The organism is gamma proteobacterium symbiont of Scutellera amethystina (assembly GCF_059730845.1).
Map to the genome: position 1 here is coordinate 1,797,820 of NZ_AP035935.1, position 26,944 is coordinate 1,824,763.

The 26,944-nt window shown below is 59.6% G+C and carries 27 protein-coding genes; 18 read left to right on the forward strand and 9 right to left on the reverse strand.

The features are described 5' to 3' along the window. Nucleotides 1-5: 5 nt before the first annotated feature. From flgL to AC6I79_RS08285, 9 genes are all read left to right on the forward strand, one after another. The gene (gene flgL / locus AC6I79_RS08245) at nt 6-929 is read left to right on the forward strand and encodes a flagellar hook-associated protein FlgL (RefSeq protein ID WP_498002474.1); all 924 of its coding nucleotides are present in this window, start codon (nt 6-8) and stop codon (nt 927-929) included. 44 nt (nt 930-973) lie between these two features. Then, the gene (locus tag AC6I79_RS08250; protein ID WP_132462299.1) at nt 974-2,596 is read left to right on the forward strand and encodes a methyl-accepting chemotaxis protein; all 1,623 of its coding nucleotides are present in this window, start codon (nt 974-976) and stop codon (nt 2,594-2,596) included. A gap of 135 nt (nt 2,597-2,731) precedes the next feature. Beyond that, nucleotides 2,732-3,460, forward strand: a complete 729-nt coding sequence (locus AC6I79_RS08255; RefSeq protein WP_088517770.1) for an RNA polymerase sigma factor FliA — start codon at nt 2,732-2,734, stop codon at nt 3,458-3,460. Between the two features lie 461 nt (nt 3,461-3,921). Continuing rightward, the gene (gene flhD, locus AC6I79_RS08260) at nt 3,922-4,263 is read left to right on the forward strand and encodes a flagellar transcriptional regulator FlhD (protein ID WP_058757450.1); all 342 of its coding nucleotides are present in this window, start codon (nt 3,922-3,924) and stop codon (nt 4,261-4,263) included. Nucleotides 4,264-4,273: 10 nt separating this feature from the next. Further along, entirely contained in the window at nt 4,274-4,849 is a 576-nt protein-coding gene (flhC, locus tag AC6I79_RS08265; RefSeq protein ID WP_058757451.1) for a flagellar transcriptional regulator FlhC, read from the forward strand. A gap of 36 nt (nt 4,850-4,885) precedes the next feature. Next, nucleotides 4,886-5,773: a flagellar motor stator protein MotA gene (motA, locus tag AC6I79_RS08270; protein WP_088517772.1), complete on the forward strand. Its 888-nt coding sequence runs from the start codon at nt 4,886-4,888 to the stop codon at nt 5,771-5,773. Further along, nucleotides 5,770-6,687, forward strand: a complete 918-nt coding sequence (gene motB, locus AC6I79_RS08275; protein ID WP_088517773.1) for a flagellar motor protein MotB — start codon at nt 5,770-5,772, stop codon at nt 6,685-6,687. The genes motA and motB overlap by 4 nt, the downstream gene beginning before the upstream one ends. 14 nt (nt 6,688-6,701) lie before the next feature. Continuing rightward, nucleotides 6,702-8,648, forward strand: coding sequence for a chemotaxis protein CheA (gene cheA, locus AC6I79_RS08280; RefSeq protein WP_498027682.1), 1,947 nt, complete (start codon nt 6,702-6,704; stop codon nt 8,646-8,648). A gap of 32 nt (nt 8,649-8,680) precedes the next feature. Beyond that, the gene (locus tag AC6I79_RS08285; protein WP_104188909.1) at nt 8,681-9,187 is read left to right on the forward strand and encodes a chemotaxis protein CheW; all 507 of its coding nucleotides are present in this window, start codon (nt 8,681-8,683) and stop codon (nt 9,185-9,187) included. A 492-nt stretch (nt 9,188-9,679) separates the two neighbouring features. On the opposite strand, the gene AC6I79_RS08290 is transcribed toward AC6I79_RS08285, so the two are convergent. Further along, entirely contained in the window at nt 9,680-10,789 is a 1,110-nt protein-coding gene (locus AC6I79_RS08290; RefSeq protein ID WP_104188911.1) for a FliC/FljB family flagellin, read from the reverse strand. A gap of 345 nt (nt 10,790-11,134) precedes the next feature. On the opposite strand from AC6I79_RS08290, the gene fliD reads away from it, so the two are divergent. Genes fliD through AC6I79_RS08305 form a run of 3 tightly spaced genes read left to right on the forward strand, consistent with a single transcriptional unit; the run spans nt 11,135 to nt 13,329 of the window. After that, nucleotides 11,135-12,541 (forward strand): flagellar filament capping protein FliD, encoded by a 1,407-nt coding sequence (gene fliD / locus AC6I79_RS08295; RefSeq protein ID WP_058757457.1) that lies wholly within the window; start codon nt 11,135-11,137, stop codon nt 12,539-12,541. 49 nt (nt 12,542-12,590) lie between these two features. Next, on the forward strand, nt 12,591-12,998 hold the full coding sequence (gene fliS, locus AC6I79_RS08300) for a flagellar export chaperone FliS (RefSeq protein ID WP_058757458.1): 408 nt from the start codon (nt 12,591-12,593) through the stop codon (nt 12,996-12,998). Beyond that, on the forward strand, nt 12,991-13,329 hold the full coding sequence (locus tag AC6I79_RS08305; RefSeq protein ID WP_498009195.1) for a flagellar protein FliT: 339 nt from the start codon (nt 12,991-12,993) through the stop codon (nt 13,327-13,329). Before fliS ends, AC6I79_RS08305 begins: the two co-directional genes overlap by 8 nt. A gap of 53 nt (nt 13,330-13,382) precedes the next feature. On the opposite strand, the gene AC6I79_RS08310 is transcribed toward AC6I79_RS08305, so the two are convergent. The 8 genes from AC6I79_RS08310 to fliE all read right to left on the reverse strand — a co-directional run bounded on the left by AC6I79_RS08310 (nt 13,383) and on the right by fliE (nt 20,450). Further along, nucleotides 13,383-13,784, reverse strand: coding sequence for a flagellar protein FlhE (locus AC6I79_RS08310; protein ID WP_058757460.1), 402 nt, complete (start codon nt 13,782-13,784; stop codon nt 13,383-13,385). Further along, nucleotides 13,781-15,880 carry a flagellar biosynthesis protein FlhA gene (gene flhA, locus AC6I79_RS08315; protein ID WP_088517778.1) on the reverse strand — a complete coding sequence of 700 codons (2,100 nt, stop codon included), beginning with the start codon at nt 15,878-15,880 and terminating at the stop codon, nt 13,781-13,783. The genes AC6I79_RS08310 and flhA overlap by 4 nt, the downstream gene beginning before the upstream one ends. After that, the gene (flhB, locus tag AC6I79_RS08320) at nt 15,880-17,025 is read right to left on the reverse strand and encodes a flagellar biosynthesis protein FlhB (protein WP_498027683.1); all 1,146 of its coding nucleotides are present in this window, start codon (nt 17,023-17,025) and stop codon (nt 15,880-15,882) included. Before flhB ends, flhA begins: the two co-directional genes overlap by 1 nt. A gap of 16 nt (nt 17,026-17,041) precedes the next feature. After that, nucleotides 17,042-17,683, reverse strand: a complete 642-nt coding sequence (cheZ, locus tag AC6I79_RS08325; protein ID WP_498027684.1) for a protein phosphatase CheZ — start codon at nt 17,681-17,683, stop codon at nt 17,042-17,044. 2 nt (nt 17,684-17,685) lie between these two features. Beyond that, nucleotides 17,686-18,075 carry a chemotaxis response regulator CheY gene (cheY, locus tag AC6I79_RS08330; protein ID WP_058757464.1) on the reverse strand — a complete coding sequence of 130 codons (390 nt, stop codon included), beginning with the start codon at nt 18,073-18,075 and terminating at the stop codon, nt 17,686-17,688. A gap of 29 nt (nt 18,076-18,104) precedes the next feature. Then, the gene (locus tag AC6I79_RS08335; protein WP_498027685.1) at nt 18,105-19,151 is read right to left on the reverse strand and encodes a protein-glutamate methylesterase/protein-glutamine glutaminase; all 1,047 of its coding nucleotides are present in this window, start codon (nt 19,149-19,151) and stop codon (nt 18,105-18,107) included. Further along, nucleotides 19,148-20,008 carry a CheR family methyltransferase gene (locus AC6I79_RS08340; RefSeq protein WP_058757466.1) on the reverse strand — a complete coding sequence of 287 codons (861 nt, stop codon included), beginning with the start codon at nt 20,006-20,008 and terminating at the stop codon, nt 19,148-19,150. The genes AC6I79_RS08335 and AC6I79_RS08340 overlap by 4 nt, the downstream gene beginning before the upstream one ends. A 115-nt stretch (nt 20,009-20,123) precedes the next feature. Beyond that, the gene (gene fliE, locus AC6I79_RS08345; protein WP_127834243.1) at nt 20,124-20,450 is read right to left on the reverse strand and encodes a flagellar hook-basal body complex protein FliE; all 327 of its coding nucleotides are present in this window, start codon (nt 20,448-20,450) and stop codon (nt 20,124-20,126) included. A gap of 240 nt (nt 20,451-20,690) precedes the next feature. Here fliE and fliF point away from each other — a divergent pair, with 240 nt between their 5' ends. Genes fliF through AC6I79_RS08375 form a run of 6 tightly spaced genes read left to right on the forward strand, consistent with a single transcriptional unit; the run spans nt 20,691 to nt 26,909 of the window. Further along, complete coding sequence (gene fliF / locus AC6I79_RS08350; protein WP_498027686.1) at nt 20,691-22,367, forward strand: flagellar basal-body MS-ring/collar protein FliF; 1,677 nt, start codon at nt 20,691-20,693, stop codon at nt 22,365-22,367. Next, complete coding sequence (fliG, locus tag AC6I79_RS08355) at nt 22,364-23,350, forward strand: flagellar motor switch protein FliG (protein ID WP_058757469.1); 987 nt, start codon at nt 22,364-22,366, stop codon at nt 23,348-23,350. The genes fliF and fliG overlap by 4 nt, the downstream gene beginning before the upstream one ends. Next, nucleotides 23,337-24,044, forward strand: coding sequence for a flagellar assembly protein FliH (locus AC6I79_RS08360; protein WP_498027687.1), 708 nt, complete (start codon nt 23,337-23,339; stop codon nt 24,042-24,044). The genes fliG and AC6I79_RS08360 overlap by 14 nt, the downstream gene beginning before the upstream one ends. Further along, a complete protein-coding gene (gene fliI / locus AC6I79_RS08365; protein ID WP_498027688.1) occupies nt 24,041-25,432 on the forward strand; it encodes a flagellar protein export ATPase FliI in 1,392 nt (463 codons plus the stop codon). Before AC6I79_RS08360 ends, fliI begins: the two co-directional genes overlap by 4 nt. Further along, nucleotides 25,429-25,884 (forward strand): flagellar export protein FliJ, encoded by a 456-nt coding sequence (fliJ, locus tag AC6I79_RS08370; protein WP_058757472.1) that lies wholly within the window; start codon nt 25,429-25,431, stop codon nt 25,882-25,884. The genes fliI and fliJ overlap by 4 nt, the downstream gene beginning before the upstream one ends. Next, entirely contained in the window at nt 25,875-26,909 is a 1,035-nt protein-coding gene (locus AC6I79_RS08375) for a flagellar hook-length control protein FliK (RefSeq protein WP_498027689.1), read from the forward strand. Before fliJ ends, AC6I79_RS08375 begins: the two co-directional genes overlap by 10 nt. Nucleotides 26,910-26,944: the final 35 nt, after the last annotated feature.

The following is a 26,944-nucleotide window of genomic DNA, read 5'->3' on the forward strand; positions in this document are numbered from 1 at the left end:
CGGAAATGCGTCTGAGCACACTTTTCCAGTATCAAAACAATCTCAACAGCTTTTCGCGCGGCGTCAGCGCCGGCAATGAGATCTACAACCGGCTGGCCAGCAATAAAAGTGTGCTGACGCCGTCGGACGATCCGGCCGCGGCGGCGCAGGCGGTGCTGTTACAGGACGCGCTGGCGCAAATCGGCCGTTTCGACAGCGCCCGCCAGTCGGCGCGCGCGGCGCTGGAGCTGGAGGATCACACGCTGGGTTCCATCGGCAACGTGCTGACCAAAAACCTGACGGAAAAACTGGTGCAGGCGGGCAACGACGGCGTGTCAGATGCCGACCGCGCCGCGCTGGCCACCGAACTGGAAGGCATTCGCAACAGCCTGCGCGATCTGGGCAACGCGCGCGACGGCCAGGGGAATCCGATCTTTGCCGGCTACAAAACCGGTCAGGCGCCGTTTGATGACAACGGCAACTATCGCGGCGGCGACACTGCGCTGTCAGGCCAGGTGGCGGACAACGTGGAGATGGCGCTGGGCCATACCGGGCGCGAGCTGTTTATGAGCGGCAGCGCCGACGATCTGTTGCAGCAGCTGGATAAAGCCATCACAGCACTGAAGCAGCCGGTTAACGATGACGCGGACCGCAGCGCGCTGCGCAGCGCGCTGGAGGAGGTCAGCGGCTCGGTGCGCAAAGGTATCGATAACCTTGGCAAGCTGCAGGCGGAAGTCGGTACCCGGCTACAGCAGCTGGACGCGCTGGATCAGTCGGCGGCCACCCAGCAGCTGGATCTTACCGCGCGGCTGGAGCAGACCGTGGGCTCGGATTACGACACTCTGATCGGTCTGATTGGCCAGTCGAAAATGTCAGAATTCTCGCTGAACGCCTCGATGATGGTGTTTCAGAGCATGCAAAAAATGTCGCTGTTCAACATGACGCGCTAAGGCTTCATCTTTCACCAGACGCCGGAGCGGCGTCAGAGGACACTATGTTTAAGAATCTCAAAATCGCTACCGCGATCACCAGTATCATCGCCTTTTTCACTGCCATGCTGGTAGTGGCGCTGGCGTTCAGCGTGCTGAAAGCGGTCTCCAACAAAGCCAACTTCGAAGAGGCGCAGGTCTCGACCGTCAACAATAACGCGATGCAGGATGCGATGTTCAACATCAACGGCTCGCTGGCGCAAATCCACAGCATGCTGTTGCAGAAGGCGCTTGAGCGGCCGGTCAGCCAGCAGGCGGTTGAGCAGGTACGTGAACGCCTGGTACTGGCGCGTCGCGGCATGGATACCTATATCGGCACGCCGTTTAACAGTGACGAAGAGCAGGCTGCAGCCAATGCGCTGGATAAGCAGTTTGATCTGGTGATGGCGATTGCGCAGAACAACCTTAACTCGCTGGAGAACCCGCTCAGCGTGATTGAGGGCCTGCGGCATGAAATCGACAACCGTAATCTGATGCGTGAACGGCTGGCGCAGTACAGTGAAATCAACGACCGCTATAACCACCAGCTGATCGCCAGCGCCGAAAGCGATTATCGTCAGATGGTCGGTATGGCGATTGTGATGCTGCTGATTTCGGCGCTGCTGCTGCTGCTGGCGCGCATCTGGGTGAAGCGCGTGCTGGTGACGCGCATGGCGGACACCACCGTCTCCATTCAGCGCATTGCGCAGGGCGATCTGACGCAGCGCATCGAGGCGGGCAATGAAAACGAACTGGGCCTGATGCTGAAAGAGCTGGAGGCGATGCGCTTGTCATTAATCAGTACCGTCTCCGGTATCCGTGAAGGGGTAGGGCGCATTTACGCCAATGCGCAGGAGATCGCCAACGGCAACAATAATCTTTCATCACGCACTGAAGAGCAGGCTTCAGCGCTGCAGCAGACGGCCGCCAGCATGGAAGAGATCAAAACCACCGTGCGCCAGAACGCTGACAACGCGCACAACGCGCGCCAGCTGGCCGACAGCGCCAGCAAAAACGCGCGCAGTGGCGGTGAGGTGATGACGCGACTGGAAGAGATCATGCAGCAGATCAGCAAGAGTTCGCGCCAGATCGCTGACATCAACGGCGTGATTGACAGCATCGCCAACCAGACCAATATCCTGTCGCTTAACGCCGCGGTGGAAGCGGCGCGCGCCGGCGAGCAGGGACGCGGCTTTGCGGTTGTGGCGGAAGAGGTGCGTAACCTGGCGCGCCGCAGTGCCGACGCGGCGAAAGAGATCAATGAGCTGATCGTCAACACCGTGGCAATCATGGAGACCGGTACGCTGCAGGTCAGCAACGCCAGCTCGGTGATGCGCGACATCGTCAGCTCGGTCAGCCAGGTCACCGATATCATGGGTGAAATCACCCTTGCGTCAGACGAGCAGAGCGCCGGTATCAATCAGATCGCCCAGGCGGTTAATGAGATGGATCTGGTGACGCAGCAGAACGCCACGCTGGTGGAAGAGGCGGCGGCGGCGGCCAGCAATCTGGAGAGCCAGTCGGAAACGCTGGAGAACATTGTCAGCCAGTTTGCGCTGGATAATCAGCCAGCGGCGTTTAGCGCCAGCAAACCGCTGCCGGCGCTGCGTCCGGTAAAACATCAGGAAGCCGAGTGGGAAACATTTTAATTTATTCCCGCTAACTATGTTATTCCCTCCCCGATAAAGCAGCGGAATGCGCAATATTATAACGCCTTATCACGCTTTGTAATATTGCGCCTCTCCGCAATAATGGCTCTCCGGTTTACAGGAGAATCAGAGATTGTGAACGGTATTTACACCTCCAGCGGCGTTGAAAATAAAAATGACCTGTGGAAGCGTTACGGACATTTAGTCCGTCAGGAAGCGCTGCGTCTGCAGGTACGCCTGCCGGCCAGCGTGGAACTCGACGATTTAATTCAGGCCGGCTCGCTGGGTTTTTTATCCGCCATTGACAGCTTCGATCCGAAAAAAGGCGTGGCAATAAGCGCCTATATTATTCAGCGCGTGCGCTGGGCGCTGATGGATGAATTACGTGAGCGTGACTGGGTGCCGCGACGCGTACGCACCCATGCCAGAGAAATGGCTGCGGTCATTCAGCGGCTGGAACAACAAACCGGGGCCGCGGCGGAAGAAAAAGAGATTGCGCGGGAAATGGGTATCAGCCTGCAGGAATATCACGCCATGCTGCATGATACCAATCTCAGCCAGATTTATTCGCTGGACGAACTGCAGGAAGAGTTTGCCGATGCCTTTGAAAAGCCAGAAGCCGAGCACGAGCAGCTCAATCCACTGCATGGCCTGCTGCAGCAGAATATGGCGGCGCGTATCAGTGCGGAAATTAAATTCCTGCCGCAGCGCGAGCAGCTGTTGCTGAGCCTCTATTATCAGCAGGAACTGAATATGCGTGAGGTCGCATCGCTGCTGGATCTCACTGAAACGCGGGTGAGCCAGTTGCACAGCCAGGCCATCAAGCGTTTACGCGCCAGACTGGATGCCCGCGAGGCGCGGTAATCGGGTAAGAAAAGACCTTTTCCCCGATTAATCCTAAAGAGTTACGGCGCCATTTTGCAGCCGGGATTAATGCTTTAATAATGCTATCTTTGACAAATTAATCTTACATTAAGCTTGGTAATCATAAGGTTAGAGCGGTATTTAAGGTTTGTCTTATTTCTTGTTTTTGACAGAATCGATGCGCTACCATTTGCTCAGACATTCAGCTGAACCGATTCATTTTATAACTGCATCATTCAGCCGCTGTCACAGTACGAATACGGTACGATGGGGTTTGCGCAACGTGAAATGTTATTAAATTGGGATGTTTGTAACGTTTCTTCGAATCATCGGCATAACGCATTTACATGTCAGAGCACGTTTTCACCGTGAGCATTATTCTGCTCAGGACGCCCTGCATCTGAATGCCTGGAATAAGACCTTAGCGCCGGATTAATAACCTGGCCTGTCAGGAAATCGTCATGACTCACGATAACGAACATATTCAAAGCATCCACGATATTAATCTTTCCTATTTATTACTGGCACAACAACTGATCCGTCAGGACAAAGTCGCCGCAGGTTTTCGCCTTGGCCTGAATGACGCCACCATCGATATGCTGAAAAATCTGCCGCTGCCCAAGCTAATTAAACTGGCTTCTACCAATCAGCTTATTTGCCGCCTGCGGGTCGATGATGATGTGGTGATTGATAACCTGACCAAAGATTCGCGTATTGAAGCGCTGCAGCAGATTCACACCGGTATTATTCTGTCGACCAATTTACTGAACTCACTGAGTGAAACCAGTGCCGCGGCACAATAAGGCAATCGTCATGAACGAGAAAAGTATTCTTAATGAAGTGCGTGAAGTGAATATTGCCATGGAGCTGATTTCACTGGGTGCACGCATGCAGGTGCTGGAGAGTGAAACCCAGCTGAGCCGTCGCCGTTTACTAAAACTCTATAAAGAACTGCGCGGCGAGCCGCCGCCGAAAGGCATGCTGCCCTTCTCCGAAGACTGGTTTATGGCGTGGGAACAGAATATTCATTCGTCGATGTTTTACAATATTTACCTCTATCTGCAAAAAACCGAACATTTCCGGCCGATTGAGGCCACGTTAAAAGCCTACCGTCTTTATCTCGAACAGTGTCCGGCCACGCCGGGGGAAAAACAGGTGCTGGGGCTGACCCGCGCCTGGACGCTGCTGCGTTTCATTGACTGCGGCATTATCCAGTACAAGCAGTGCGACTGCTGCGGCGGCGGCTTCGTGGTGACCAAAGACAGCGCGCGCGATCCCTTTGTTTGCAGCCTGTGTTCTCCGCCGTCACGTGCGGTAAAAAAATACCCTGACGTGGTGCACAACCAGTGCAGCGCGCCGTTTGCCGCCCTGCAATGGCACGCCGGCTAATCCCGGCGGCGCGGCAGTTACTTTGAAGGAAGTCACGTGTTAGTTCTTCTCGGTTATCTGGTGGTTCTGCTCACGGTGTTTGGCGGCTTTGCCCTGACCGGTGGCCAGCTCGGCGCGCTGTATCAGCCCACCGAGCTGTTAATTATCGGCGGTGCCGGAGTCGGTGCCTTTATCGTCGGCAACAATGGCAAGGCGCTGAAAGCGGTGCTGAAGGCCGTTCCCTCGCTGCTGCGCGGCTCACGCTATAACAAAGCCATCTACATGGATTTGATGGCGATGATGTTCCTGCTGCTGAGCAAAAGCCGGCGCGGCGGATTAATGGCACTGGAAAAAGACATCGAAGATCCGGCCAACAGTCAGATCTTTTCCGCCTATCCGCGCCTGCTGGCGGACAAAACGCTGCTGAATTTTCTGGTCGATTATCTGCGCCTGATGGTGAGCGGCAACATGAATGCCTTTGAGATCGAAGCGCTGATGGACGTCGAGATTGAAACGCTGGAGCACGAGCATGAAGTGCCGGCGCACAGCCTTAACAGCATCGGCGACGCCTTTCCGGCGTTTGGCATCGTGGCGGCGGTCATGGGCGTGGTCAACGCGCTGGCTGCGGCGGATCGTCCGGCGGCCGAGCTGGGCATCCTGATTGCGCACGCCATGGTAGGTACTTTCCTCGGCATTCTGCTGGCCTACGGTTTTATCCTGCCGCTGGCTTCACTGCTGCGGCAGAAGAGCGCCGAGCACATCAAAATGCTGCAGTGTATCAAGGTGATGCTGCTCTCCAGCCTGAACGGCTATGCGCCGCAAATCGCCGTCGAGTTTGGCCGCAAGACACTGTTCTCCACCGAGCGTCCGGATTTTGTCGAGCTGGAAGAACATGTCCAGCAGGTGAAGTTTAGTGATAGCGGCAGTGCGGAAGAGAAATCATGAATTCCCCGCCTCCCATCATTGTGGTGCGCAAGCGCAAACCGAAGAAACACGCCCATCACGGTGGCTCCTGGAAAATCGCCTACGCCGACTTCATGACGGTGGTGATGGCGTTTTTTATGGTGATGTGGCTGCTCTCCACCGCGACGCCGGAGCAGCGTCAGGGCATCGCCGACTATTTCAAAACGCCGCTGAAAGTGGCGCTGTCGCACGGTGACAAAGCCAGCCTGAGCAGCAGTGCCATCCCCGGCGGCGGTGAGGATCCGATGAAGCAGGAGGGCGAGGCGCTGCGTTATAAGCTGGAGCAGATTGACCAGCAGCAGCAACAGCAGGCGCTGCAGCACAGCCTTGAGCAGTTGCAGGCGCTGATGCAGCAGGACCCGCGCCTGACGCCCTATACCTCCAACTTACGTCTCTCGCTGACGACGGATGGCCTGCTGATTCAGATTGTCGATACCCGCGATCGGCCGATGTTCCGCATTGGCCAGGCGCAGGTTGAACCCTGGATGCGCGGCATCCTGCAGGCGATTGTGCCGGTGCTGAATGCCATTCCCAACCAGATTAGCGTGACCGGTCATACCGATTCACTGCCCTACAGCGGCGGCGAGGCCGGTTACAGCAACTGGGAGCTCTCCAGCGATCGCGCCAACGCCTCGCGCCGGGTGATGGTAGCCGCCGGCCTGGCCAGCCAGAAATTTTTACGCGTGATTGGCAGCGCCAGCATGCTGAGCCTGAGCGATCTGCCGCCGGATGATCCTACTAACCGGCGCATCAGCCTGCTGGTGCTCAGCGCGCTCAAAGCGCGCGCCATCGTGGCGGAAGACAGCGCGGCTGCGGTAGATCCGCAGGTCGCTGCCACGCTGCGCACGTTATCACCCGCGATTTCACCGCAACCCATGCCCGCCTCTGAACAGTAAACAGGTTACCCCGAATGGACGTCAGTGATTTTTACCAAACCTTCTTTGAAGAAGCCGACGAGCTGCTGGCAGATATGGAACAACATCTGCTGTTGCTCGACGTGGCGGCGCCTGACAAAGAGATGCTTAACGCGATTTTCCGTGCCGCGCACTCCATCAAGGGCGGCGCCGGCACCTTTGGTTTTACCGTGTTGCAGGAAACCACGCACATCATGGAAAACCTGCTGGATGACGCGCGGCAGGGCAAGCTGTCGCTCACCAGCAACATCATCAATCTGTTTCTGGAAAGCAAAGACATTATGCAAAGTCAGCTCGATGCGTATAAAGCCTCGCAACAACCCGATCAGGCCAGTTTTCACGCCATCTGCGAAGCGCTGCGCCAGATTGCGCTGGCGGATAAACAGCCGCCGGTCGCGGCGGTTGAGCCGCAGCCGGTCACGGTCGTGGCACCGTCCGGCGCTGATGAGCAGACGCTGGTGGTGACGCTGCGCGAGGTGGCGCAAAACGAACAGGCGCTGCTGCTGGAAGAGCTGGCGCACCTCGGTGCGGTGGTGCAGCAGGCGAGTAGCGACACGCAGTTGCAGGTTGAATTGCGCAGCACGGCGTCGGCGGAGGAGATCAGCGCGGTGCTGTGCTTTGTGCTGGATGCCGGACAAATCAGCGTCAGCGTGAAAGCGGAACCGGCTGCTCCGGTGCTGAGCGCGCCGGCCAGCGCGGTGGCGGAGACGGTCAGCGCACGCCAGGCAACAGCCGCACCGCGCGCCGCTGCGGCCGAATCAGGCAGTATTCGCGTGGCGGTGGAGAAGGTCGATCAGATCATCAATCAGGTCGGCGAGCTGATCATTACCCAGGCGATGCTGTCGCAGCTGTCCGGGGTGCTGGATCCGGCGCATCATCATGCGCTACTCAGCAGTATCGGCCAGCTGGAGCGCAACGCGCGCGATCTGCAGGAGTCGGTGATGTCGGTGCGCATGATGCCGATGGAGTACGTATTCAGCCGTTTTCCGCGTCTGGTGCACGACCTCGGCGGTAAGCTGCAGAAAGAGATCGAGCTGACGCTGAAGGGCGGTTCCGCCGAGCTGGATAAGAGCCTGATTGAACGCATCATCGATCCGCTCACGCATCTGGTGCGTAACAGCCTCGATCACGGCATCGAGCCGGTTGAGGTGCGCGTGCAGAAGGGCAAACCGGCGAAGGGCAACCTGACGCTGTCGGCGGAGCATCACGGCGGCAATATCGTCATTGAAGTGACCGATGACGGCGCCGGGCTGAACCGCGAGAAAATTCTGGCGCGCGCCCACAAACAGGGGTTGAGCATCAGTGATAACGCCAGCGATGAAGAGGTGTGGATGCTGATTTTTGCCGCCGGCTTCTCGACCGCCGAGCAGGTGACCGATGTCTCCGGACGCGGCGTCGGCATGGACGTGGTGCGCCGTAACATTCTGGCGATGGGCGGGCACGTCGAGGTGCATTCCGAAGCCGATCGCGGTACCACCATCCGCATTATTTTACCGCTGACGCTGGCGATCCTTGACGGCATGTCGGTGATGGTTGGCGATGAAGTCTATGTGCTGCCGCTCAGCAGCGTGATGGAGTCGCTGCGTCCGTCTGACAGCATGCTCAACCGCCTGGCAGGCGATGAGCAGCTGCTGCAGGTGCGTGGTGAGTACCTGACGTTGATTGAGCTGAAGCAGGTGTTTGCGATCCCCGGTGCGCCGCGCCAGACGCGCGACAAGATTGCGGTGATTGTGCAGAGCGCCGGCTGCCGCTATGCGCTGCTGGTGGATCAGCTGATTGGCCAGCATCAGGTGGTGGTGAAGAACCTGGAAATGAACTATCGCAAAGTGCCGGGTGTTTCCGCCGCCACCATTCTCGGCGACGGCAGCGTGGCGCTGATCCTTGATGTCGTCGGTCTGTCGACGCTGGCAAAAAGTCAGAAACTCGAACACAAACACGGTTAAGCCTGAATGAAAAATGAATGCGGGAGCACGCAATGAATCTGGTCGGTACAGATAAGCTGGTGGTCGATAATAAGATGGGTCACGAATATCTGATTTTTACCCTCGGCAATGAAGAGTACGGTATTGAAATTTTAAAGGTGCAGGAGATTCGCGGTTACGATCGTGTCACGCGCATTCCTAACGCACCGGAGTTTATTACTGGCGTGACTAATCTGCGCGGCGTGATTGTGCCGATTGTCGATCTGCGGGTGAAATTCCAGCTCGGTGCGGCGGATATTAATCAGGATACGGTGATCATCGTGCTGAATTTGCACGAGCGCATTGTCGGCATTGTGGTTGATGGCGTGTCGGACGTGCTGGCGTTAAATGATGAGCAGATTCGTCCGGCACCGGATTTCTCTGCCACGCTGTCGACCAAATATTTGCTGGGTCTCGGGTTGCTCAATGAGCGCATGCTGATTCTGGTGGATATCGAGAAGCTGTTAAATAGCGAAGAGATGCAGATTATTGCGCGCCTGGCAGAAAACGCGCAGGCCTGATTAAGATAGGCTGACTTTGATGCCGCAGCGTGTAATCGCGTTGCGGCTTTTTTTATGTCTCGTGATGACGGGAGCGGCTACCCGTGCGCTTGCCGGGCAACTCCTCGCGCCGCTGCGCGGTACCTGCGGTTTTCCCGCCACGCCGGCCGGACCGGCCGGTATCGGTCATCCTGACCGGCCCGGCCTGATTCCCGCGTCCTGCGGGAATCTCCTGGCGAGACGTAAAAACCTCAGCGCTGCGGCGCCCTTGCAACCGCACGGGTAGCCGCTCCCCCATCATTCCGTGCAGTTTGCGGCATAAAATAATGCTGCCGGCGGATGATCGCGGGCAGCATTTTTTAGCCGGTCAGACGGGTATTTGACGGTCGCCATAAATGGCGACCCTACAGGGGATTGCGTTGTTTTTGGTGATACCAGAATGGCGACCCAACAGCGGCTGACCGTGTTTTTTGTAGGGTGCGCATTCATGCGCACCGTCAGGCAAATCAGTGATTAACGCAGCAGAGACAGCACGTTCTGCGGAACCTGGTTGGCCTGCGCCAGCACTGAGGTACCTGCCTGCTGCAGGATGTTGGCGCGGTTCATGGTGGAAACTTCTGAAGCGAAGTCCGCATCCAGAATACGTGAACGGGATTCTGCCAGGTTGGTCACGGTGCTGTCGAGGTTGGTGATCACCGAGGCAAAACGGTTCTGAGTCGCACCAAGGTGTGAGCGCAAGGTATCAACCTGTGCCAGCGCGTCATCCAGATCTTTCAGCGTGCTTGGTGCAGCAAGCTGAATTTGCTCTTCAGTTGCATCGGCGCCTTTCGCGAAGGTCACGGTGCCCGCGGCATCAAACGTTGGCGTCATGACAGTGGCCACATCAGCGCCTTTATCATCTTTACCAATCGCCACAAATACATCCTTACCCGCATCATCGGTGTATTTATAGATATCACCTGAACCGGTGGCGGTGAAGGCTGCATCTTTCGCCGCTTTCAGCGTGGCGTCATCCAGCTTCACTTCCACGTCGTCAGCGCCCGCTTTGCCTTTCAGCGTGGTGCCCGCCGCCAGTTTGGTCGAATTAGAAATATTCGAGATATCCAGCTTGTCCAGGCCCAGGGTTTCGGTGTTCATTTTGCTCAGGTTGATCTCAATGGTTTCGCCATCGTTTTTGCCCACCTGGAACTTCAGAGACTGATCTTCGCCCAGCACTTTCACGCCGTTGAATTCGGTCTGCTCAGAGATACGGTTGATTTCAGACAGGCGCGAGCTGATCTCTTCCTGGATCGATTTACGGTCAGACTCAGAGTTGGTGCCGTTCTGCGCCTGCAGCGCCAGACGGCGGATATTCTGCAGGTTATCGTTCACCTCATTCAGCGCACCTTCGGTGGTCTGCGCGATGGAGATACCGTCGTTGGCGTTACGTGATGCCTGTGACAGACCGGTGATGCTGGCGGTGAAACGGTTGCTGATGGCCTGACCGGCGGCATCGTCTTTGGCGCTGTTAATACGCAGACCGGAAGAGAGGCGCTGGATCGCGGTGCCCAGAGAGCCCTGAGATTTGTTCAGGTTGTTCTGAGCAACCATGCTGAGTGCGTTGGTATTAATGACCTGGGCCATGATGTTTCCTTATTGAATTAAAATAACCACAACGTGCTGAGAAAATACAATGCGTCGCGCTGACGCTTACCTATTCCATCGGTGCTGGATAAATTCCCTAAAATATTTTTTCAGCAAAAAATTTCACGCTGTATCAAACCTGCGAAATACGCGCACTTCTGGCGCTAATTAAGCGTTTTGTTTTTGGTGGTGAAAAATTAATAGCCGGATAAGCGCACGACTCTGCGGCGGCGGTGAATTTTTATGTCCAGGCGAAAGGGAAAAAATTAAACTTATTGGCGCAATCCCCGATGTCCTTAATAGACACAGCGAATTGCTGCACACCTCGATTACAGGGAGAATCATATGGCAGGCTTCTCATCGCTCGGTATCGGCTCTGGCATTGATACCGGCGCAATGCTGGAAAAGATCCAGCAGGCAGAGCTGACCCGATTAAAACCTTACGCCACTCTGCAAACCAATTATCAGGGCAAAATATCCGCGTGGGGGCAAATCAGCAGCGCGCTGGATAAATTAAAAGACAGCGTAAAGGGATTGACCGATAACGGCTTCAGCACGCTGACGCCGGGCAAAAACGACGCCTTCACCGTGACCCTCGGTAAAGGTGCCAGCGCCAACACTCATAAAGTGGTGGTCCACGAGCTGGCCGCCGCGCATAAACTGGCAACGGCGGGGCAGGAGAAAAAGGATCAGCTGCTGGGCGGCGATGCGGCAACGCGCACCCTGACCATCACCACCGGCGACGGTGAAAAGCTGGATATCGAGCTGAGCAAAGATGAAACCTCGCTGGAGCAGATCGCCAAAAAGATCAACAAGGCCGATGGCGACGTCACGGCCTCGGTGCAGCGCACCGATGATGGCTACCAGCTGGTGCTCACCGCAAAGAAATCCGGTGAAGACGGCAGGATGTCAGTTGCGGTGACCGGCGACGATAAGCTGGATGGCCTGCTCAATACCGATCCAAACATTGGCACCATCGAAGAGAAAGTCGCGGCCAAAAACGCCGAACTGAGCGTCGACGGCATCAAATACACCCGCTCCAGCAACAATATCTCCGACATCATTGATGGCGTGACGCTGGAGCTCAAGGCCAAATCCAAAGATCAGGTGGAAGGCGAACAGCTCACCCTGACCAAAGATAACAGCGCCATCAAAACCACGCTGAAGAGCTTCGTTGAGCAGTACAACGCGCTGCAAAAACTGGTTGGCACTGCCAGCAAGTTTGACCAGGACGGTGCGAAAAAAGACGGCGGCGGCAGCAACGGGGTGCTGATGGGCGACATCATGCTGCGCGGCATGATGAGTGAAATCCGCACCTCGATTAACGGCGTGGTGGGTGAGGGCACGGCAGAGGTGTCGTCGCTGGCCGATATTGGCATCACTATCGACACCGCCAGCGGCGAAATGCGCCTCGACGAGAAAAAACTCGATGCGGCAGTGGCCGATCATCCTGAAGCGATCGGCGAAATGTTCATGGGGCGGGGCGAAAAAACCGGCATCGCCGGCCAGCTCAACGCCATCTTCGATCAGTACCTCGGCGATGGCACCTCAAAGGATAAAGGCGCGATCAAGCTGGCCACTGATGGGCTGGATGAACAGGTCAAGCGCATGCAGGAGCAGATTGATCGTACCCAGGCGCTGATCGACAAAAACGTCGAGCGCTATCGGCAGCAGTTTATCGCGCTGGAAAAGACCATGGCGCAGATGAACAGCATGAGTAACCAGCTCTCCTCGGTGATTGCCACCCTGTGATAGCTTCCGCGGCGGCGCACTGCGCCGTCGGTCAGATAACGGAGTCATTATGTATTCACCGGCCGGACGGCACAGCTATGCGCGCCTGGATCTGGAAACCCAGCTGGCGGGCGCGTCACCGCATCAGCTGATTACCATGCTGCTGGATGGCGCGCTCAACGCCATGCAGCGCGCGCGTATCTACTTTGAGAAAGGCAACGTGGCGCGGCGCGGCGAAATGCTGTCGCGCGCCATCAATATCATCGATAACGGTCTGCGCCCGGCGCTGGATCATGAGGTCGGTGGCGAAATCGCTCAGCAGCTGGAGAGTCTGTACGACTACGTCTCGCGCACCCTGCTGAAAGCCAATCTTACCCATTCAGCGGCAGAACTGCCCGCCGCGATTGACGTTATCGCCACGCTTTCCCGCACCTGGAAAGAGATTGAACCCAAGGTAAAAGCGACCCGCCATGGCTAATTCCCGACTGACATCTGAATATGAACAGATTTTTTTACTGAACCTGTCGCTGCTGGAGATGGCGCGTCAGGGCAGCTGGCAGGACTTCTCCCGGCTGGCAGAAAACTATGTGGTGCAGCTCAATCAGCTGATGCAACACCAGCCGGCGCTGGAAGCGTGCGAGCGTGAAGAACTGAAGCAGATTCTGCAAACGCTGCTGGATAATGAAAACGAGATGATGCAGGCGCTAAGCCAGCGGCTGACGACGCTCAAGCAGGAGATGATGGCGCTGGGACGCGGCAAACAGTGTACCCAGGCGTATGCCAGCCTGTTGCCCACACGCATGCACTAACGCGCAGGGCGTTTTATCTGCCGTTTAAAGCGGCTGATAAAGCGTCTTGTTGCTTAACGATAATTCACCGTCAGCTGATTACTGACGATCTGCACCTGCGGTAACAGCGCGCCTTTAGTGGCCACGCTATAAACAAAGCGAAACGGACCGGCCGCCGGCAAGCGCGCACCGGGCCGCAGCGTACCCTGTAATCCCTCCAGCCTGAGACAGCGATCCACGCTGCACAGCTTAATACCCAGTCCCGGCGGTGCCGCCCGCAGTAGCGTAATCCGCCAGCTGAGCTGCGTGACGCTGGCCGCAGGCGGCAGCGCGCGCGGTGCGCGCAGTTCGGGGGTGGTCAGCAGTTGACCGCCGACCTGCAACTGACCACCCGCCCGCGTGGCCTGCCACGACCCGGCGGCCTGCACGCCAAACGGCAGCGCGCTGATCAGCAGCAGCAGGGCGCGCTTTCTCACTCCGGACCGCCAATCAGATAGGTCATGCGCACGCTGCGGTTACTGCTGATCTCCTGGCTGGCCAGCACCGCCAGCTGCGGGAATACCCGACGCAAAAAGCGCGACAGCATCAGACGCAGCGGCTGATTCACCAGCAGCACCGGCGGTGCCCCAATCGCTTCCTGTTGCAGGATGGCTTTCTCCGTGTGTTTGATCAGCTTTTCCGTGATGCCGGGCTCAATCGGGCTGCCGTTCTGCGTGGCCTGAATCAGCAGGCGCTCAAGATTGAGATCCAGGCCAATCACCTGCAGTTCATCATTCCCCGGGAACCACTGCTGGGTGATGGCGCGGCCGAGCCGCACCCGCACCTGGGCAGTTAAGTCGTCGGCATCGCTCAGCTGCGGCGCAAATTCGGCCAGCGTGTCGATGATGGTGCGCATGTCGCGAATCGACAGCTGTTCGGTCAGCAGATTCTGCAGCACTTTATGGAAGGTAGTGAGTGAGATCACGCCGGGGATCAGATCCTCAACCAGCTTTGGCATCTCTTTGGTCAGGCGGTCCAGCAGCTGTTGCGCCTCTTGGCGGCCAAACAGCTCCTCGACGTGGGTGGCGATCAGCTGGTTGAGGTGAGTGGCAATCACCGAGCTGGGATCGACCACGGTGTAGCCAAGCGTCTGCGCCTGCTCGCGCATCACTTCATCAATCCATACCGCCGGCAGACCAAACGCCGGTTCCTGGCACGGTGTCCCGGCGATATCACCTTCGGCGCAGCCGGGGTCGATCGCCATCCAGCGATCCGGAAAGCTTTCGCTGCGGCCAATCTCAACGCCTTTCAGCAGAATGCGGTAGTGCGTCGGCGGCAAATCGAGGTTGTCCTTCACATGCACCGACGGCGGCAGAAAACCGCGCTCCTGGGCGAATTTCTTGCGGATGCCGCGAATGCGCGTCAGCAGCTGGCCCTGCTGGTCACTGTCGACCATCGGAATCAGCCGGTAGCCGACCTCCAGCGCCAGCGTATCTTCGATCTCCACATCCGACCAGGAGGCTTCGCTCACCTGCGCCGCCTCGGCGCTTTTCGCCTCGGCGGCGCGCTGCGCTTTATCCTGCGCGGCGGCATCCGGCTGGCCCTCTTTGCCGCGCAGCCACCACGCCAGCGCCAGCAGCGCGGCGGTAAACAACAGAAACACCAGGTTCGGCATGCCGGGGATCATTCCCAGCAGACCAATCACCCCGGCCGCCAGCACCATTACGCGCGGATTGCGGAACAGCTGGCTGACCATCTGTTCGCCGACATCCTGCTCGCTGGCGACGCGCGTCACAATCACGCCGGCGGCGGTAGAGATGATCAGCCCGGGGATCTGCGCCACCAGGCCGTCGCCGATGGTCAGCAGGGTATAAGTCGTGGCAGCATCGCCAAAGCTCATGTCGTGCTGGCCGACGCCAATCACCAGCCCGCCGAGAATATTGATGGCCATGATCAGCAGCCCGGCGATGGCGTCGCCGCGCACAAATTTGCTGGCCCCGTCCATCGAACCGTAAAAATCCGACTCCTGCGTGACGTCCTGGCGACGGCGGCGCGCCTCCTCTTCGCCGATGATGCCGGCGTTCAGGTCGGCATCAATCGCCATCTGCTTACCGGGCATGCCGTCCAGCACAAAGCGCGCGCCGACTTCGGCAATACGTCCGGCGCCTTTGGTGATCACCATAAAGTTAATGATGATCAGAATGACGAACACGATAATGCCGATGGCGAAATTGCCGCCCACCAGAAAGTGGCCAAACGCTTCTACCACCTGTCCGGCCGCGCTGTCGCCGGTATGGCCGTTCATCAGAATCACGCGCGTCGAGGCGATATTCAGCGCCAGCCGCAGCAGCGTGGAAAACAGCAGCACGGTGGGGAAGGCGGAAAAATCCAGCGTGTTCTGGGTGAACATCGCCACCAGCAGGATCATCAGTGACAGCACGATGTTAAAGGTAAACAGCAGATCCAGCACAAACGGCGGCAACGGCAGAATCATCATCGCCATGATAGTCATGATCAGCACCGGACCGGCGAGGATCTGCCACTGCGTCTGGCGCAGATTGGGCAGGCGAAGTTTGGTAGTTAAACTGGACATCACTCAGGGTTCTCACGGGCAAAATCCAGCGCCGCGGGCACCGGAAGATTAGCAGGGGTTTGCGGCGCCAGGCCGTAGCCTTTACGCCAGCGGCGCAGGCTGTAGACCCAGGCCAGCACTTCCGCCACGGCGGTATACAGACTGGCGGGGATGGCTTCACCGATTTCGCAGTGGCGATAGAGCGCCCGCGCCAGCGGTGGCGCTTCCAGCATCGGGATGGCATGTGCGCTGGCTGCTTCGCGGATGCGCAGCGCGATTTCGCCCGCGCCTTTTGCCAGCACCACCGGCGCGGCCATCTTGTCTTCGCTGTAGGCGAGGGCCACCGAATAGTGCGTCGGGTTGTTGACGATTACGTCCGCTTTCGGCACATCGGCCATCATGCGGCTGCGCGCGGCGTTGCGCTGGATCTGGCGAATGCGTCCTTTCACGTGCGGGTCGCCTTCGCTCTGTTTGAATTCGTCGCGAATCTCCTGACGGCTCATGCGCAGCTTTTTCAGGTGGCTGACCAGCTGCCAGAAAATGTCGTAACCGACCATCGGCAGCGCGGCCAGCACCACCAGCAACAGGCAGCGCGACAGAAGGCGCAGGCCGTCGTGCACGCCGCTGCCGAGCGGCTGCCACAGCAGATGGATAAAGGCGTTTTTGTTGGCCAGCAGAAACACGCCGCAGGCCACCGCCGCCAGCGTCACTTTCAGCACGCCTTTCAGCAGTTCGCTCAGCGTTTGCGCCGACAGCATGCGCTTCAGGCCTTTCAGCGGCGACAGGCGGGTGACATCCAGCTTGATGGCTTTCGCGCTCAGCGTCACGCCGCCGAGCAGGGCCGGGGCGCACAGGGCGGTGAGCAACAGACCGGCCGCCAGCGGCAGCATGGCCAGCAGCGCCAGCTTAAGTAGCGCACCGGCCTGCAGCAGCATCTGCTGCGGGTCGAACGCACTGGCGCGCTCAATCTGCAAACCCTGCTGTAACAGCGCCAGCAGCTGATGCGCCAGCCGCTCGCCACCCAACAGCAGCAAGCCCCAGCCCACCAGCAGTAACAGCACCGAGGTCAGCTCGCGCGAACGCGGGATCTGTCCTTCTTCTCGTGCCTTTGCCAGCCGCTGGGGCGTGGGGTCTTCGGTTTTTTCGACGTCGCTCTCGTCTGCCATGTTTCAACCCGGACGCTTAAAACCCGAGGGAATCCAGCAGGTCATCCACCTGCTCCTGGGTCGCCACGACGCCGGCGCGTGACTGATCGATCTGTGGGCCATTCTTCAGGCTGGTGTTGTGCAGCATGGCGCTCGGCAGAATCTCCGGCATGTTCTCAATCAGCACCTGAATCAGTTCGTTCTCAACGCTCTCAATCAGCGTCATCATGTTCTGAATCACCTGACCGGTGAGATCCTGGAAATCCTGCGCCATCATGATCGCCATCAGCTGCTCGTTGGTTTGCCGGGTAATTTCCGGCGTAGCGGCGAGATACGCGCGGGTGTCGATCACCAGTTCGCGCGCCTGCGACAGCGGCTGCGGCTCGTCAAACCAGGCATCCCAGCGCGCGCTCAGGACGCTGGCACGTTCGCCGAGCTCCACCTGCAGCGGACGGGCGATCTCGACGCTGGTCAGCGCGCGATCCGCCGCTTGTGAGGTTTTGCCCACCACATAGTTGAGACGCTCACGCGTGTCCGGAATCGCTTCGGCCACCTCCATGATGGCGCGATCGAGACCGAGATTGGCCACGCTGTCGCGCAGCTGGCGCGTCAGTTGTCCGATACGGGAAAAAATCTCTTTGAAGTTATCGGTGGCTTCTTTGTTTTGTGCCCCTTCCATCGTTACCACCCAAGTTTTTCGAAGATTTTGCCGAGTTTTTCCTCGAGCGTGGCGGCGGTGAACGGCTTCACCACGTAACCGCTGGCACCGGCCTGCGCGGCGGCGATGATGTTCTCTTTCTTGGCTTCGGCGGTCACCATCAGCACCGGCATGGTGCGCATGGCGGCGTCGTTGCGGATAGCGGTCAGCAGCTCCAGACCGTCGAGGTTGGGCATGTTCCAGTCGGTGATGACGAAATCAATATTGCCGCCGCGCAGCTTGTTCAGCGCATCCTGGCCATCTTCCGCCTCGTCAATATTGCTGTAGCCCAGCTCCTGCAGCAGGTTGCGCACAATGCGGCGCATGGTGGCAAAATCATCTACCACTAAAAAACGCAGGTGGGGGTTGGCCATGAAATCATTCCTCTTAATCAATTAACGGGTTATCGCGCCTGCGGCATAGCGCCGGCGCGGTTAAGCAGCTGTTGTCCAATCTGCGGCAGGTCAACGACTTCGCAGGCAGCATTAAGGGCAATTGCCTCGCGCGGCATGCCGAACACCACGCAGGTTTTTTCACTCTGTGCCAGCGTCCAGGCGCCGGCCTGACGCATCGCCAGCAGGCCGCGCGCGCCGTCCGATCCCATGCCGGTCAGAATGGCACCGACGGCGCGTTTGCCAGCCACGCTGGCTACCGAGTGAAACAGCACATCCACCGACGGGCGATGGCGGTTGATCGCCGGCTGCTGATTCAGGGCAAGCTGATAGTGGCCGCTGCTGCGCGCCAGCGTCAGGTGATAATCGCCCGGCGCGATGTAGGCATGGCCTGGCCGCACCGTTTCGCCATCCTCGGCCTCTTTCACCGTGATGTGGCATAGCAGATTGAGCCGCTGGGCAAACGAGCGGGTAAAACCGGGCGGCATGTGCTGGGCGATGACGATGCCGGGGCAGTCGGCGGGCAGGGTGGTCAGCACGCGGCGCAGCGCTTCAGTGCCGCCGGTGGAGGAGCCAATGGCAAACAGCGTGTCACGCGCGGCGCGCGGCGGCATGATCACCGGTGCGGCGGGCAGCAGCGGTTCCTGACGACGCAGTCGCACCTGAGCGGCCGCGCGGATTTTCTCGCACACCAGCTCGCTGTACAGCGCCATGCTGCCCGGCTGGCGCAGTTCCGGCTTGGCGATAAAATCGACTGCACCGAGCTCCAGCGCCGTCAGCGTGGTCTCTGACCCCTGCGTGGTGAGCGAAGAGATCATGATCACCGGCATGGGGCGCAGGCGCATCAGGCGCTGCAGAAACTCCAGCCCGTCCATGTGCGGCATCTCAACGTCGAGCGTCAGCACATCCGGGTTGTACTGCTTGATCAGCTCGCGGGCGATCAGCGGATTGGCGGCGGTCGCCACCATCTCCATGTCCGGCTGCTGGTCGACGATGCGCGTCATCAGGTTGCGAATCAGCGTGGAGTCATCCACGCACAGCACTTTGATTTTGTTCATCCGCGCGCTCCGGCGAGGCAATACACCGACTGACCGCGCAGGCGGAACGGGCCGTTGAGCTGGTTAAAATGTTCAGAATGGCCGGCAAACAGCAAACCACCCGGCTTCAGCAGGGTGGCGAAGCGCCGCATCAGCGTTTCCTGCGTCGGCTGATCAAAATAGATCATCACGTTGCGGCAGAAGATGGCGTCGAACGGGCCGGGAATCTCCCATTGCGCGCTCAGCAAATTCAGCGGCTGATAGTGAATCTGGCTCAGCAGCTCCTGACGTATCTTCACCTGTTGCGCATTGATGCCGGTACCGCGCAGCAGATAACGCTTTTTTTGCTCAGCGGTCAGGCTGTGGATATCGGCGAGACGATAAATGCCCGCCTGGGCGCGCTGCAGGACTTCGGTGTCGATATCGGTGGCCCACACGCGCGGCCCGGCCAGCGGACGGCCCAGCACGGCGTCCAGCGTCATGGCGATGGAGCAGGGCTCTTCGCCGGTGGACGCCGCGGTACACCACACGTTGTAACTGCTGCCGCGCTGGCGGGCGTGCTCGGCCAGCAGCGGAAAATGGTAGGCTTCACGGAAAAAAGAGGTCAGGTTGGTGGTCAGCGCGTTAATAAACACCTGCCACTCGTCGCTGTGGCTGTCCGCTTCCAGCCGGTCGGTATAGGCGGTGAAAGAGGCGAGACGCAGCTCGCGCAGCCGCCGCGACAGCCGGTTATACACCATGTCGCGCTTCTGCGGGCTCAGCACAATGCCGGCGCGCTGGTAAATCAGCGCGCTAATCTTAGACAGTTCCCGGTCGGTCAGTGCGGTCTTAACCTGATGCTGAACCGGACTGAGTTTCAGGGTATTTATATCGGTCATGAAAAACCTATCCGCAGGCGGAGAATATCAGCCTCGGCTAATAAGCTGCTGCGTTAAAAGTGGAGAATGAATAAGCGTGCCTGGGTAACATTAATGGCGAAATAATGACGGTGACTTACACCGCCATATTCATTATTTCCTGGTAAGCGCTGACCATCTTATTGCGCATTTGTATACCAAAGGTTAATGCCATCGCGGCTTTTTGCCCGCTGATCATCACATCGTTTAATTCGACACCGGCATCGCCCAGCATAAAGCGCTGACTCTGCTGCTTTGCGTCAACCTGTAAATGATTAAGCTGCTGCAGGCTGCTGGCGAGCGCGTCGCCAAAGGCCGGCACACCGCTGGCGGGCGCGTCCGGCGCGCGACGCGACGGTTCAGCCAGCTGTGCTGCCTGGCTTTGAATTTGACTGACTACCGATTGCATTGCTGAAAAGGACATGCCTTTAATTCCTGTATGCCGGAAATAAACCTTTTATTTGACGATAAAATCCTAACACCGCGTTGTCGAATGGGAAAAATGCGATAAGCCGACAGAAGTTTCAGCTTATTACTGCTTAAAAAAACACGCGCTTAAACCATAATAGGCACCAGATTATTTCCCTTCACCGGACTTACGCTGAATTGTGGTGCTGTTACGCAATACCGCAATGGTTTGCGTTGTTTTACACAGGGTTTCGGCATGAATGCCAATATAAAAGCACATACACCTCCTGCCATTAGCGCGCTGCTGGCCCGCCTGCGTACCAGCCCGAAACTGGTGCTGGCGTTCAGCGTGGCGCTGGCGATAACGCTCACCATGGCGACCTTTTTCTGGGCACAGGCCCCGCAGTATCACGTGGTGTTCAGCCAGGTCAGCGATGAGGACGGCGGCGCGATTATCAGCGAACTGAGCAAGATGAACGTGCCTTACCAGTTCAGCCGTGAAGGCGGGGCGATCATGGTGCCGGAAGCGCAGGTGCATGAAGTGCGTCTCAAACTGGCGCAGCTCGGCCTGCCGAAAGGTGGCGCGGTCGGCTTTGAGCTGCTGGATCAGGAGAAGTTTGGCATCAGCCAGTTCAGCGAGCAGGTGAATTTCCAGCGCGCGCTGGAGGGCGAACTGGCGCGCACCATCGAAGCGCTGGGGCCGGTGCGAAGCGCGCGCGTGCACCTGGCGATCCCCAAACCGTCGCTGTTTCTGCATGAGCAAACGCCGCCGTCTGCCGCCGTCACGGTGCATCTGAACAATGGCCGCACGCTGGACGATAGCCAGGTCAGCGCCATCACCCATCTGATTGCCAGTGCAGTGCCGGCGCTCAATGTTGAGCAAGTGACGGTGGTCGATCAGCGCGGCAAGCTGCTGACGCAGAGCGGCAGCCAGGCGGTGCAAACCTCGCAGCGCCAGTTCACGCAGGCGATCGAAGCCGACTATCAGCAGCGCATTCAGACCATTCTGGCTCCGCTGGTGGGCAGCAGCAACGTGCGCGCGCAGGTGACCGCCCAGCTGGATTTCACCACGCAGGAGCAGACCAACGAGCAGTATCAGCCGAACAGCGCACCGGAAAAAATGGCGATCCGCAGCCGTCAGAGCAGCCGCGCCGAGCAGGGCAATGGCCAGCCGGTGGGCGGCGTACCCGGCGCATTAAGCAACCAGCCGCCGCCACCGGTCAGCCTGCCAATCAACAACCCACCGGCAAAAGAGAGTAAAAGCGGCGACAAAAAAGAGAGCAGCACCGCCACCGTGCTGCCGGCGCAGCCGTACAACAATCGCCACGACGATACCACCAACTTTGAACTCGACCGCACCTTGACCCATACGCGCAGCAACGCCGCGCGCATTGAGCGGCTGTCGGCGGCGGTAGTGGTGAACTTTCTGCCGGCCAAAAACGGTGAGGCAGAGAGCGTGGCGCTGAGCGACGCGCAGGTGGCGCAGATTACCGCGCTGGTGAAAGAAGCGATGGGCTTCTCGGCAACGCGCGGCGACAGCGTCAATATCGTGAACTCCCCGTTCAGCGAGCAGGATGACGCACAGCGCGTGCCGCTGTGGCAGGAGCCGGCGTTGATCAATCTGCTGATCTCCGCCGGACGTTATCTGCTGGTGGCGCTGGTGGCGTGGCTGCTGTGGCGCAAAGCGGTGCAGCCCGCGCTGCAGCGTCACCATGATGTGCAGCAGCAGCGGCTGGCGCTGGAACAGCAGGCGCGCCATGAGCAGGAGCATGCCGCGCAGCGGCGCGCTGAACGCGACGAACAGCAGAAAAGCGCGCAGCGCGTCGAGACCGAAATTACCGCTCAGCAGCTGCGCGATCTGGCGCAGCAGGAGCCGCGCGTAATCGCGCTGGTGATCCGCCAGTGGATGAATAAGGAACGCACTCCGTCATGAATGCCTCAGAAAAAAGCGCCATTGTGATGCTCACCCTCGGTGACGAACTGGCGGCCAACGTCTTTAAATATCTCAATACCCATGAGGTGAAGCAGATCAGCAGCGCGATGCTCAATCTCGGCGGGTTTACCCATGAGCAGATCGCGCAGGTGCTGCGCGAGTTCAGCCAGGAGTCGAGCGAATACGCGGCGCTGAGCCTCAACACCAGTGAATATCTGCGCAACGTGCTGATCAAAGCGCTGGGTGTCGAACGCGCCTCCAGCCTGCTGGATGACATCCTCGACTCGTCCGACAGCGGTAACGGCATCGAAACCCTCAATATCATGGAGCCGCAGGGCGTATGGGAGCTGATCCGCGACGAACATCCGCAAATCATCGCCACCATTCTGGTGCACCTCAACCGCAGCCAGGCGGCCGATGTGCTGAGCAAGTTCGATGAACGCGCGCGCAACGACATCATGCTGCGTATCGCCACCTTTGGCGGCGTGCAGCCGGCGGCGCTGCAGGAGCTGACCGAAGTGCTCAACAACCTGCTGCACGGCCAGAGCCTGAAGCGCAGCAAGCTGGGCGGCGTGCGCCCGGCGGCGGAGATTCTGAACCTGATGAAAGCCCAGCAGGAAGAGGCGGCGATCGATGCGGTGCGCGACTTCGACCAGGAGCTGGCACAGAAAATCATCGACGAAATGTTCCTGTTCGAAAATCTGGTGGACGTGGAAGACCGCAGCATCCAGCGCATCGTACAGGAAGTGGATCACGAATCGCTGATTGTCGCGCTGAAAGGCGCCGACGCGCCGCTGCGCGAGAAGTTCTTCCGCAATATGTCGAAACGTCAGTCCGATATCATGCGCGACGACCTCAAATCACGCGGGCCGGTGCGCATGTCGAAAGTGGAAGCCGAGCAGAAAAATATTCTGCTGATTGTGCGCCGCCTCGCCGAGTCAGGCGAAATCATGCTGGGAGGCAACGACGATGCCTACGTCTGATCGACCGACGTGGACACGCTGGCAGCCGGACAACCTGCTGGCGGATCTGACGCCGGAGAGCGTGAGCGCGCCGCTGCAGCCTCCCGCCGATGCGCCCGCCGCAGAACATCTGGAAGCCGAGCTGCGCCAGCTGCGGCAGCAGGCCCAACAGCAGGGCCTGAGTGACGGTCAGCGGCGCGGGCGCGAAGAGGGTCACGCGCAGGGCTATGAGGCCGGGTTTCACGAAGGGCAGCAAGCCGGTTACGCGCAGGGGCTGGCAAAGGCGCAGGCGGATCTGCAGGCGCAGGGCGAGCAGGCGCGCGCGCTGCTGGCCAGTTTTCAGGCCACGCTGGAGCAGATCAACAAACTGATTCCGGCCCGTCTGCTGCAGCACGCGCTGGCGGCGGCGCGCCAGATTGTCGGCGACAGTCTGGTAGCCAATCCGGCATTGCTGAGCGACCAGCTGCGCCGCTATTTACAGGAAGATCGCTGGCTGCAGCAGGATGCCGTGCTGGCGATCCATCCGCAGGATTTGCCGTGGGTGCAGGAGTACCTTGCCGCGTCGTGCCAGGCGCTGCGCTGGGAGATCCGCACGGACGACAGCATGTTGCCGGGGGGCTGTCGCCTTACCTGGGCCGAAGGCGAACTGGATGCCACGCTGGAGCGGCGCTGGCAGGCGCTGTGTCAGTTAAGCCGTGAGGATCTGGTGCCATGAGTGCGTACATTAGCCAGTGGCTGGAGGTGCTGGACCGGCGCGAGGCGCAGCTGCAGCAGCTCACCCCGGTGCGCCAGTGCGGCCGGCTGACGCGTGCTACCGGGCTGGTGATGGAAGCGGTCGGCCTGCAACTGCCGATTGGCGCGGTGTGCCAGGTTGAACGCCGCAGCGCCAGCGGCAGCGACAGCGTCGCCTGTGAGGTGGTGGGCTTTAAAGAAAAACTGCTTTACCTGATGCCGCTGGAGCAGGTGGACGGCATCGTGCCGGGTGCCGCGCTGTGGCCGGTGGAGAATGGCACCAGCGCGTTTGACGGCAAACAGCTGCCGCTGGGCCCGGCGCTGCTGGGCCGGGTGCTGGATGCCAGCGGTCAGCCGCTCGACGGCTTGCCTGCGCCACGGGATGCGCCGCGCGGCGCACTCTATACGCCGCCGTTCAATCCGCTGCTGCGCGACCCGATTAAGACCGTGCTCGACGTCGGCGTCTGCGCCATTAACGCGCTGCTTACCGTCGGGCGCGGCCAGCGCATGGGGCTGTTTGCCGGCTCCGGCGTCGGGAAAAGCGTGCTGCTCGGCATGATGGCGCGTTTTACCACCGCCGATGTGATCGTGGTCGGGCTGATCGGCGAGCGCGGCCGCGAAGTCAAAGACTTCATCGAAAATATTCTCGGTGCCGACGGTCGTCAGCGCGCGGTGGTGATCGCCGCACCGGCTGATGTGTCACCGATTCTGCGTATGCAGGGTGCCACCTACGCCACGCGCATCGCCGAAGATTTTCGCGATCGCGGCCTCGACGTTCTGCTGATCATGGATTCCCTGACGCGCTATGCCATGGCGCAGCGCGAGATTGCGCTGGCCATCGGCGAACCGCCGGCCACCAAAGGCTATCCGCCGTCGGTGTTTGCCCGCCTGCCGGCGCTGGTGGAGCGCACCGGTAACGGTCTGGCAGGCGGAGGATCGATCACCGCGTTCTATACCGTGCTGACCGAGGGCGACGATCAGCAGGACCCGATCGCCGACTCGGCGCGCGCCATTCTCGATGGCCATATCGTGCTATCAAGGCGGCTGGCGGAGGCCGGCCACTATCCGGCGATTGATATTGAAGCGTCAATCAGCCGCGCGATGACCGACCTGATTTCGCCGCAGCGTTTTCAGCAGGTGCGGCGCTTTAAGCAGATGCTGTCCAGCTGGCAGCGTAATCGCGACCTGGTAAGCGTCGGCGCTTACGTCAGCGGCAGCGATGCGCTGCTCGACCAGACCATTGCGCTCTATCCGCAGATGGAAGCGCTGCTGCATCAGGGTATCGATCAGCGCTGCGATCTGGCCAGCGCCCGCGCGCAGCTTGACCAGCTTTTCCCGGACCTTCCGGTGCATGATGAGGTAACACCATGAGTACGCTCAATCCGATGGATTTTCTGCGTGAGCAGGCGGAGAAAAAAGTGCAGCAGCGGGTGCAGGCGCTGGGCGAAGCGCAGCAGCACTGGCAGCAGGCGACGCAGCAATTAACCCAGCTGGAGACCTACGAACGCGAATACCAGCAGGCGCTGCAGCAGCAGGTTACCGGTGCCGGCATGTGTATCGCCGATCTGATCAATCATCAGTCGTTTATCCATTCGCTTAACCAGGTGGTGGGGCAGCAGGTGCAGCAGGTGACCCACTGCCAGCATCGGGTAAGCCAGAGCCGCGTGCTGTGGAGCCAGGAAAAACGGCGCCTTAACGCTTATGAAACCCTGCAGGCGCGCGCGACGCAACGTGAGGCGCAGCGGCTGCAGCGGCAGGAGCAGAAACTGATGGATGAGTTTGCCCAGCGCGCCGGCAATAAAGGCGGTGAAACATGCCTGTGATGCCGCTGCTTACGCTGCTGACGCCGGGTAATCTGGCCGGTCGCGGCACCACGGGCAAAACGCCTGATGCGGCGTTTTCCGCCCTCCTGACGCAACGGCTGGGCAGCCCGGAGACGACAGTGTTGCCGCAGGCGCTGCCTGAAGTCGCGTCGTCTTTAACGCCTGCGCGCATCGCGGAAGAGGGTGCCGAAGCGGAAGACGCACCGCTGCCAGTACCAGCCCAGCTGGATGCCAGCGTACTGCAACAGCTGGTAGCGCAGCTGCCTGTGGCCTCAGCCGTCACCGAACACCCGACGCCAGCGACCACCGAAGCGTCAGTGTCGGCGCCACAGAGCATGCGACTGCCGGTGGCGACGCGCGCGACGCCGGATATGAATCCTGACAGCGCAGCCGCACACCCGCTGGCAGCAGACAGTACGCCAGCACCGCCCACGACGCCGTGGTCGCCTGACCCGATGACGGTAACTGACACCCGTGACGCAGTGCCGCTGCGCGACATGGGCAGCCCGGACAGCGCGCCTGCGCTGACGGCGCTGCCCGGCGCGGCGCGCGCCACCAGTGACAGTGCGCCTGCGGCGGAACCGGTGCTGCGTGCTCAGCTGCAGGATGCGCCGGGCAGCGAACCCTGGCAGCAGGCCATCGGCCAGCAGCTGAAGGTGATGGTGCAGCAGGGCGTCCACCGCGCCGAGCTGAAGCTGCACCCGGAAGACCTCGGTACCGTGCAGGTGTCGCTGCGATTGCAGCAGGATCAGGCGCAACTGCTGGTGCTCAGCGATCATCCGCAGGTACGCGCCGCGCTGGAGGCGACGTTGCCGCAGCTGCGCCATGCGCTGGCGGAGAGCGGTATTCAGCTCGGTGAGAGCAGCGTCAGCACCGGCAACTTTGAGCAGCAGTCACAGCGGCACACCACCGCTTCGCCAGATTCCGCGCGCCCGTCCGACGGTGACACGGACAGCGCCGGGGTAACGTCCGCGACGCTGAGCGTTAATCGCGTCGCGACAGGCGCAATCAGCACCTTCGTCTAGCGGCGTTATCAAACGGCGAATAGCGCTCAGGAATG

Bases quoted from the DNA above. Each gene is read 5' to 3' on its own strand.
- flgL (WP_498002474.1), top strand. From the start codon at position 6: ATGCGTCTGAGCACACTTTTCCAGTATCAAAACAATCTCAACAGCTTT.
- AC6I79_RS08250 (WP_132462299.1), top strand. From the start codon at position 974: ATGTTTAAGAATCTCAAAATCGCTACCGCGATCACCAGTATCATCGCC.
- flhD (WP_058757450.1), top strand. From the start codon at position 3,922: ATGACTCACGATAACGAACATATTCAAAGCATCCACGATATTAATCTT.
- flhC (WP_058757451.1), top strand. From the start codon at position 4,274: ATGAACGAGAAAAGTATTCTTAATGAAGTGCGTGAAGTGAATATTGCC.
- motB (WP_088517773.1), top strand. From the start codon at position 5,770: ATGAATTCCCCGCCTCCCATCATTGTGGTGCGCAAGCGCAAACCGAAG.
- cheA (WP_498027682.1), top strand. From the start codon at position 6,702: ATGGACGTCAGTGATTTTTACCAAACCTTCTTTGAAGAAGCCGACGAG.
- AC6I79_RS08285 (WP_104188909.1), top strand. From the start codon at position 8,681: ATGAATCTGGTCGGTACAGATAAGCTGGTGGTCGATAATAAGATGGGT.
- AC6I79_RS08290 (WP_104188911.1), bottom strand. From the start codon at position 10,789: ATGGCCCAGGTCATTAATACCAACGCACTCAGCATGGTTGCTCAGAAC.
- fliD (WP_058757457.1), top strand. From the start codon at position 11,135: ATGGCAGGCTTCTCATCGCTCGGTATCGGCTCTGGCATTGATACCGGC.
- fliS (WP_058757458.1), top strand. From the start codon at position 12,591: ATGTATTCACCGGCCGGACGGCACAGCTATGCGCGCCTGGATCTGGAA.
- AC6I79_RS08305 (WP_498009195.1), top strand. From the start codon at position 12,991: ATGGCTAATTCCCGACTGACATCTGAATATGAACAGATTTTTTTACTG.
- flhA (WP_088517778.1), bottom strand. From the start codon at position 15,880: ATGTCCAGTTTAACTACCAAACTTCGCCTGCCCAATCTGCGCCAGACG.
- flhB (WP_498027683.1), bottom strand. From the start codon at position 17,025: ATGGCAGACGAGAGCGACGTCGAAAAAACCGAAGACCCCACGCCCCAG.
- cheZ (WP_498027684.1), bottom strand. From the start codon at position 17,683: ATGGAAGGGGCACAAAACAAAGAAGCCACCGATAACTTCAAAGAGATT.
- cheY (WP_058757464.1), bottom strand. From the start codon at position 18,075: ATGGCCAACCCCCACCTGCGTTTTTTAGTGGTAGATGATTTTGCCACC.
- AC6I79_RS08335 (WP_498027685.1), bottom strand. From the start codon at position 19,151: ATGAACAAAATCAAAGTGCTGTGCGTGGATGACTCCACGCTGATTCGC.
- AC6I79_RS08340 (WP_058757466.1), bottom strand. From the start codon at position 20,008: ATGACCGATATAAATACCCTGAAACTCAGTCCGGTTCAGCATCAGGTT.
- fliE (WP_127834243.1), bottom strand. From the start codon at position 20,450: ATGTCCTTTTCAGCAATGCAATCGGTAGTCAGTCAAATTCAAAGCCAG.
- fliF (WP_498027686.1), top strand. From the start codon at position 20,691: ATGAATGCCAATATAAAAGCACATACACCTCCTGCCATTAGCGCGCTG.
- fliG (WP_058757469.1), top strand. From the start codon at position 22,364: ATGAATGCCTCAGAAAAAAGCGCCATTGTGATGCTCACCCTCGGTGAC.
- AC6I79_RS08360 (WP_498027687.1), top strand. From the start codon at position 23,337: ATGCCTACGTCTGATCGACCGACGTGGACACGCTGGCAGCCGGACAAC.
- fliI (WP_498027688.1), top strand. From the start codon at position 24,041: ATGAGTGCGTACATTAGCCAGTGGCTGGAGGTGCTGGACCGGCGCGAG.
- fliJ (WP_058757472.1), top strand. From the start codon at position 25,429: ATGAGTACGCTCAATCCGATGGATTTTCTGCGTGAGCAGGCGGAGAAA.
- AC6I79_RS08375 (WP_498027689.1), top strand. From the start codon at position 25,875: ATGCCTGTGATGCCGCTGCTTACGCTGCTGACGCCGGGTAATCTGGCC.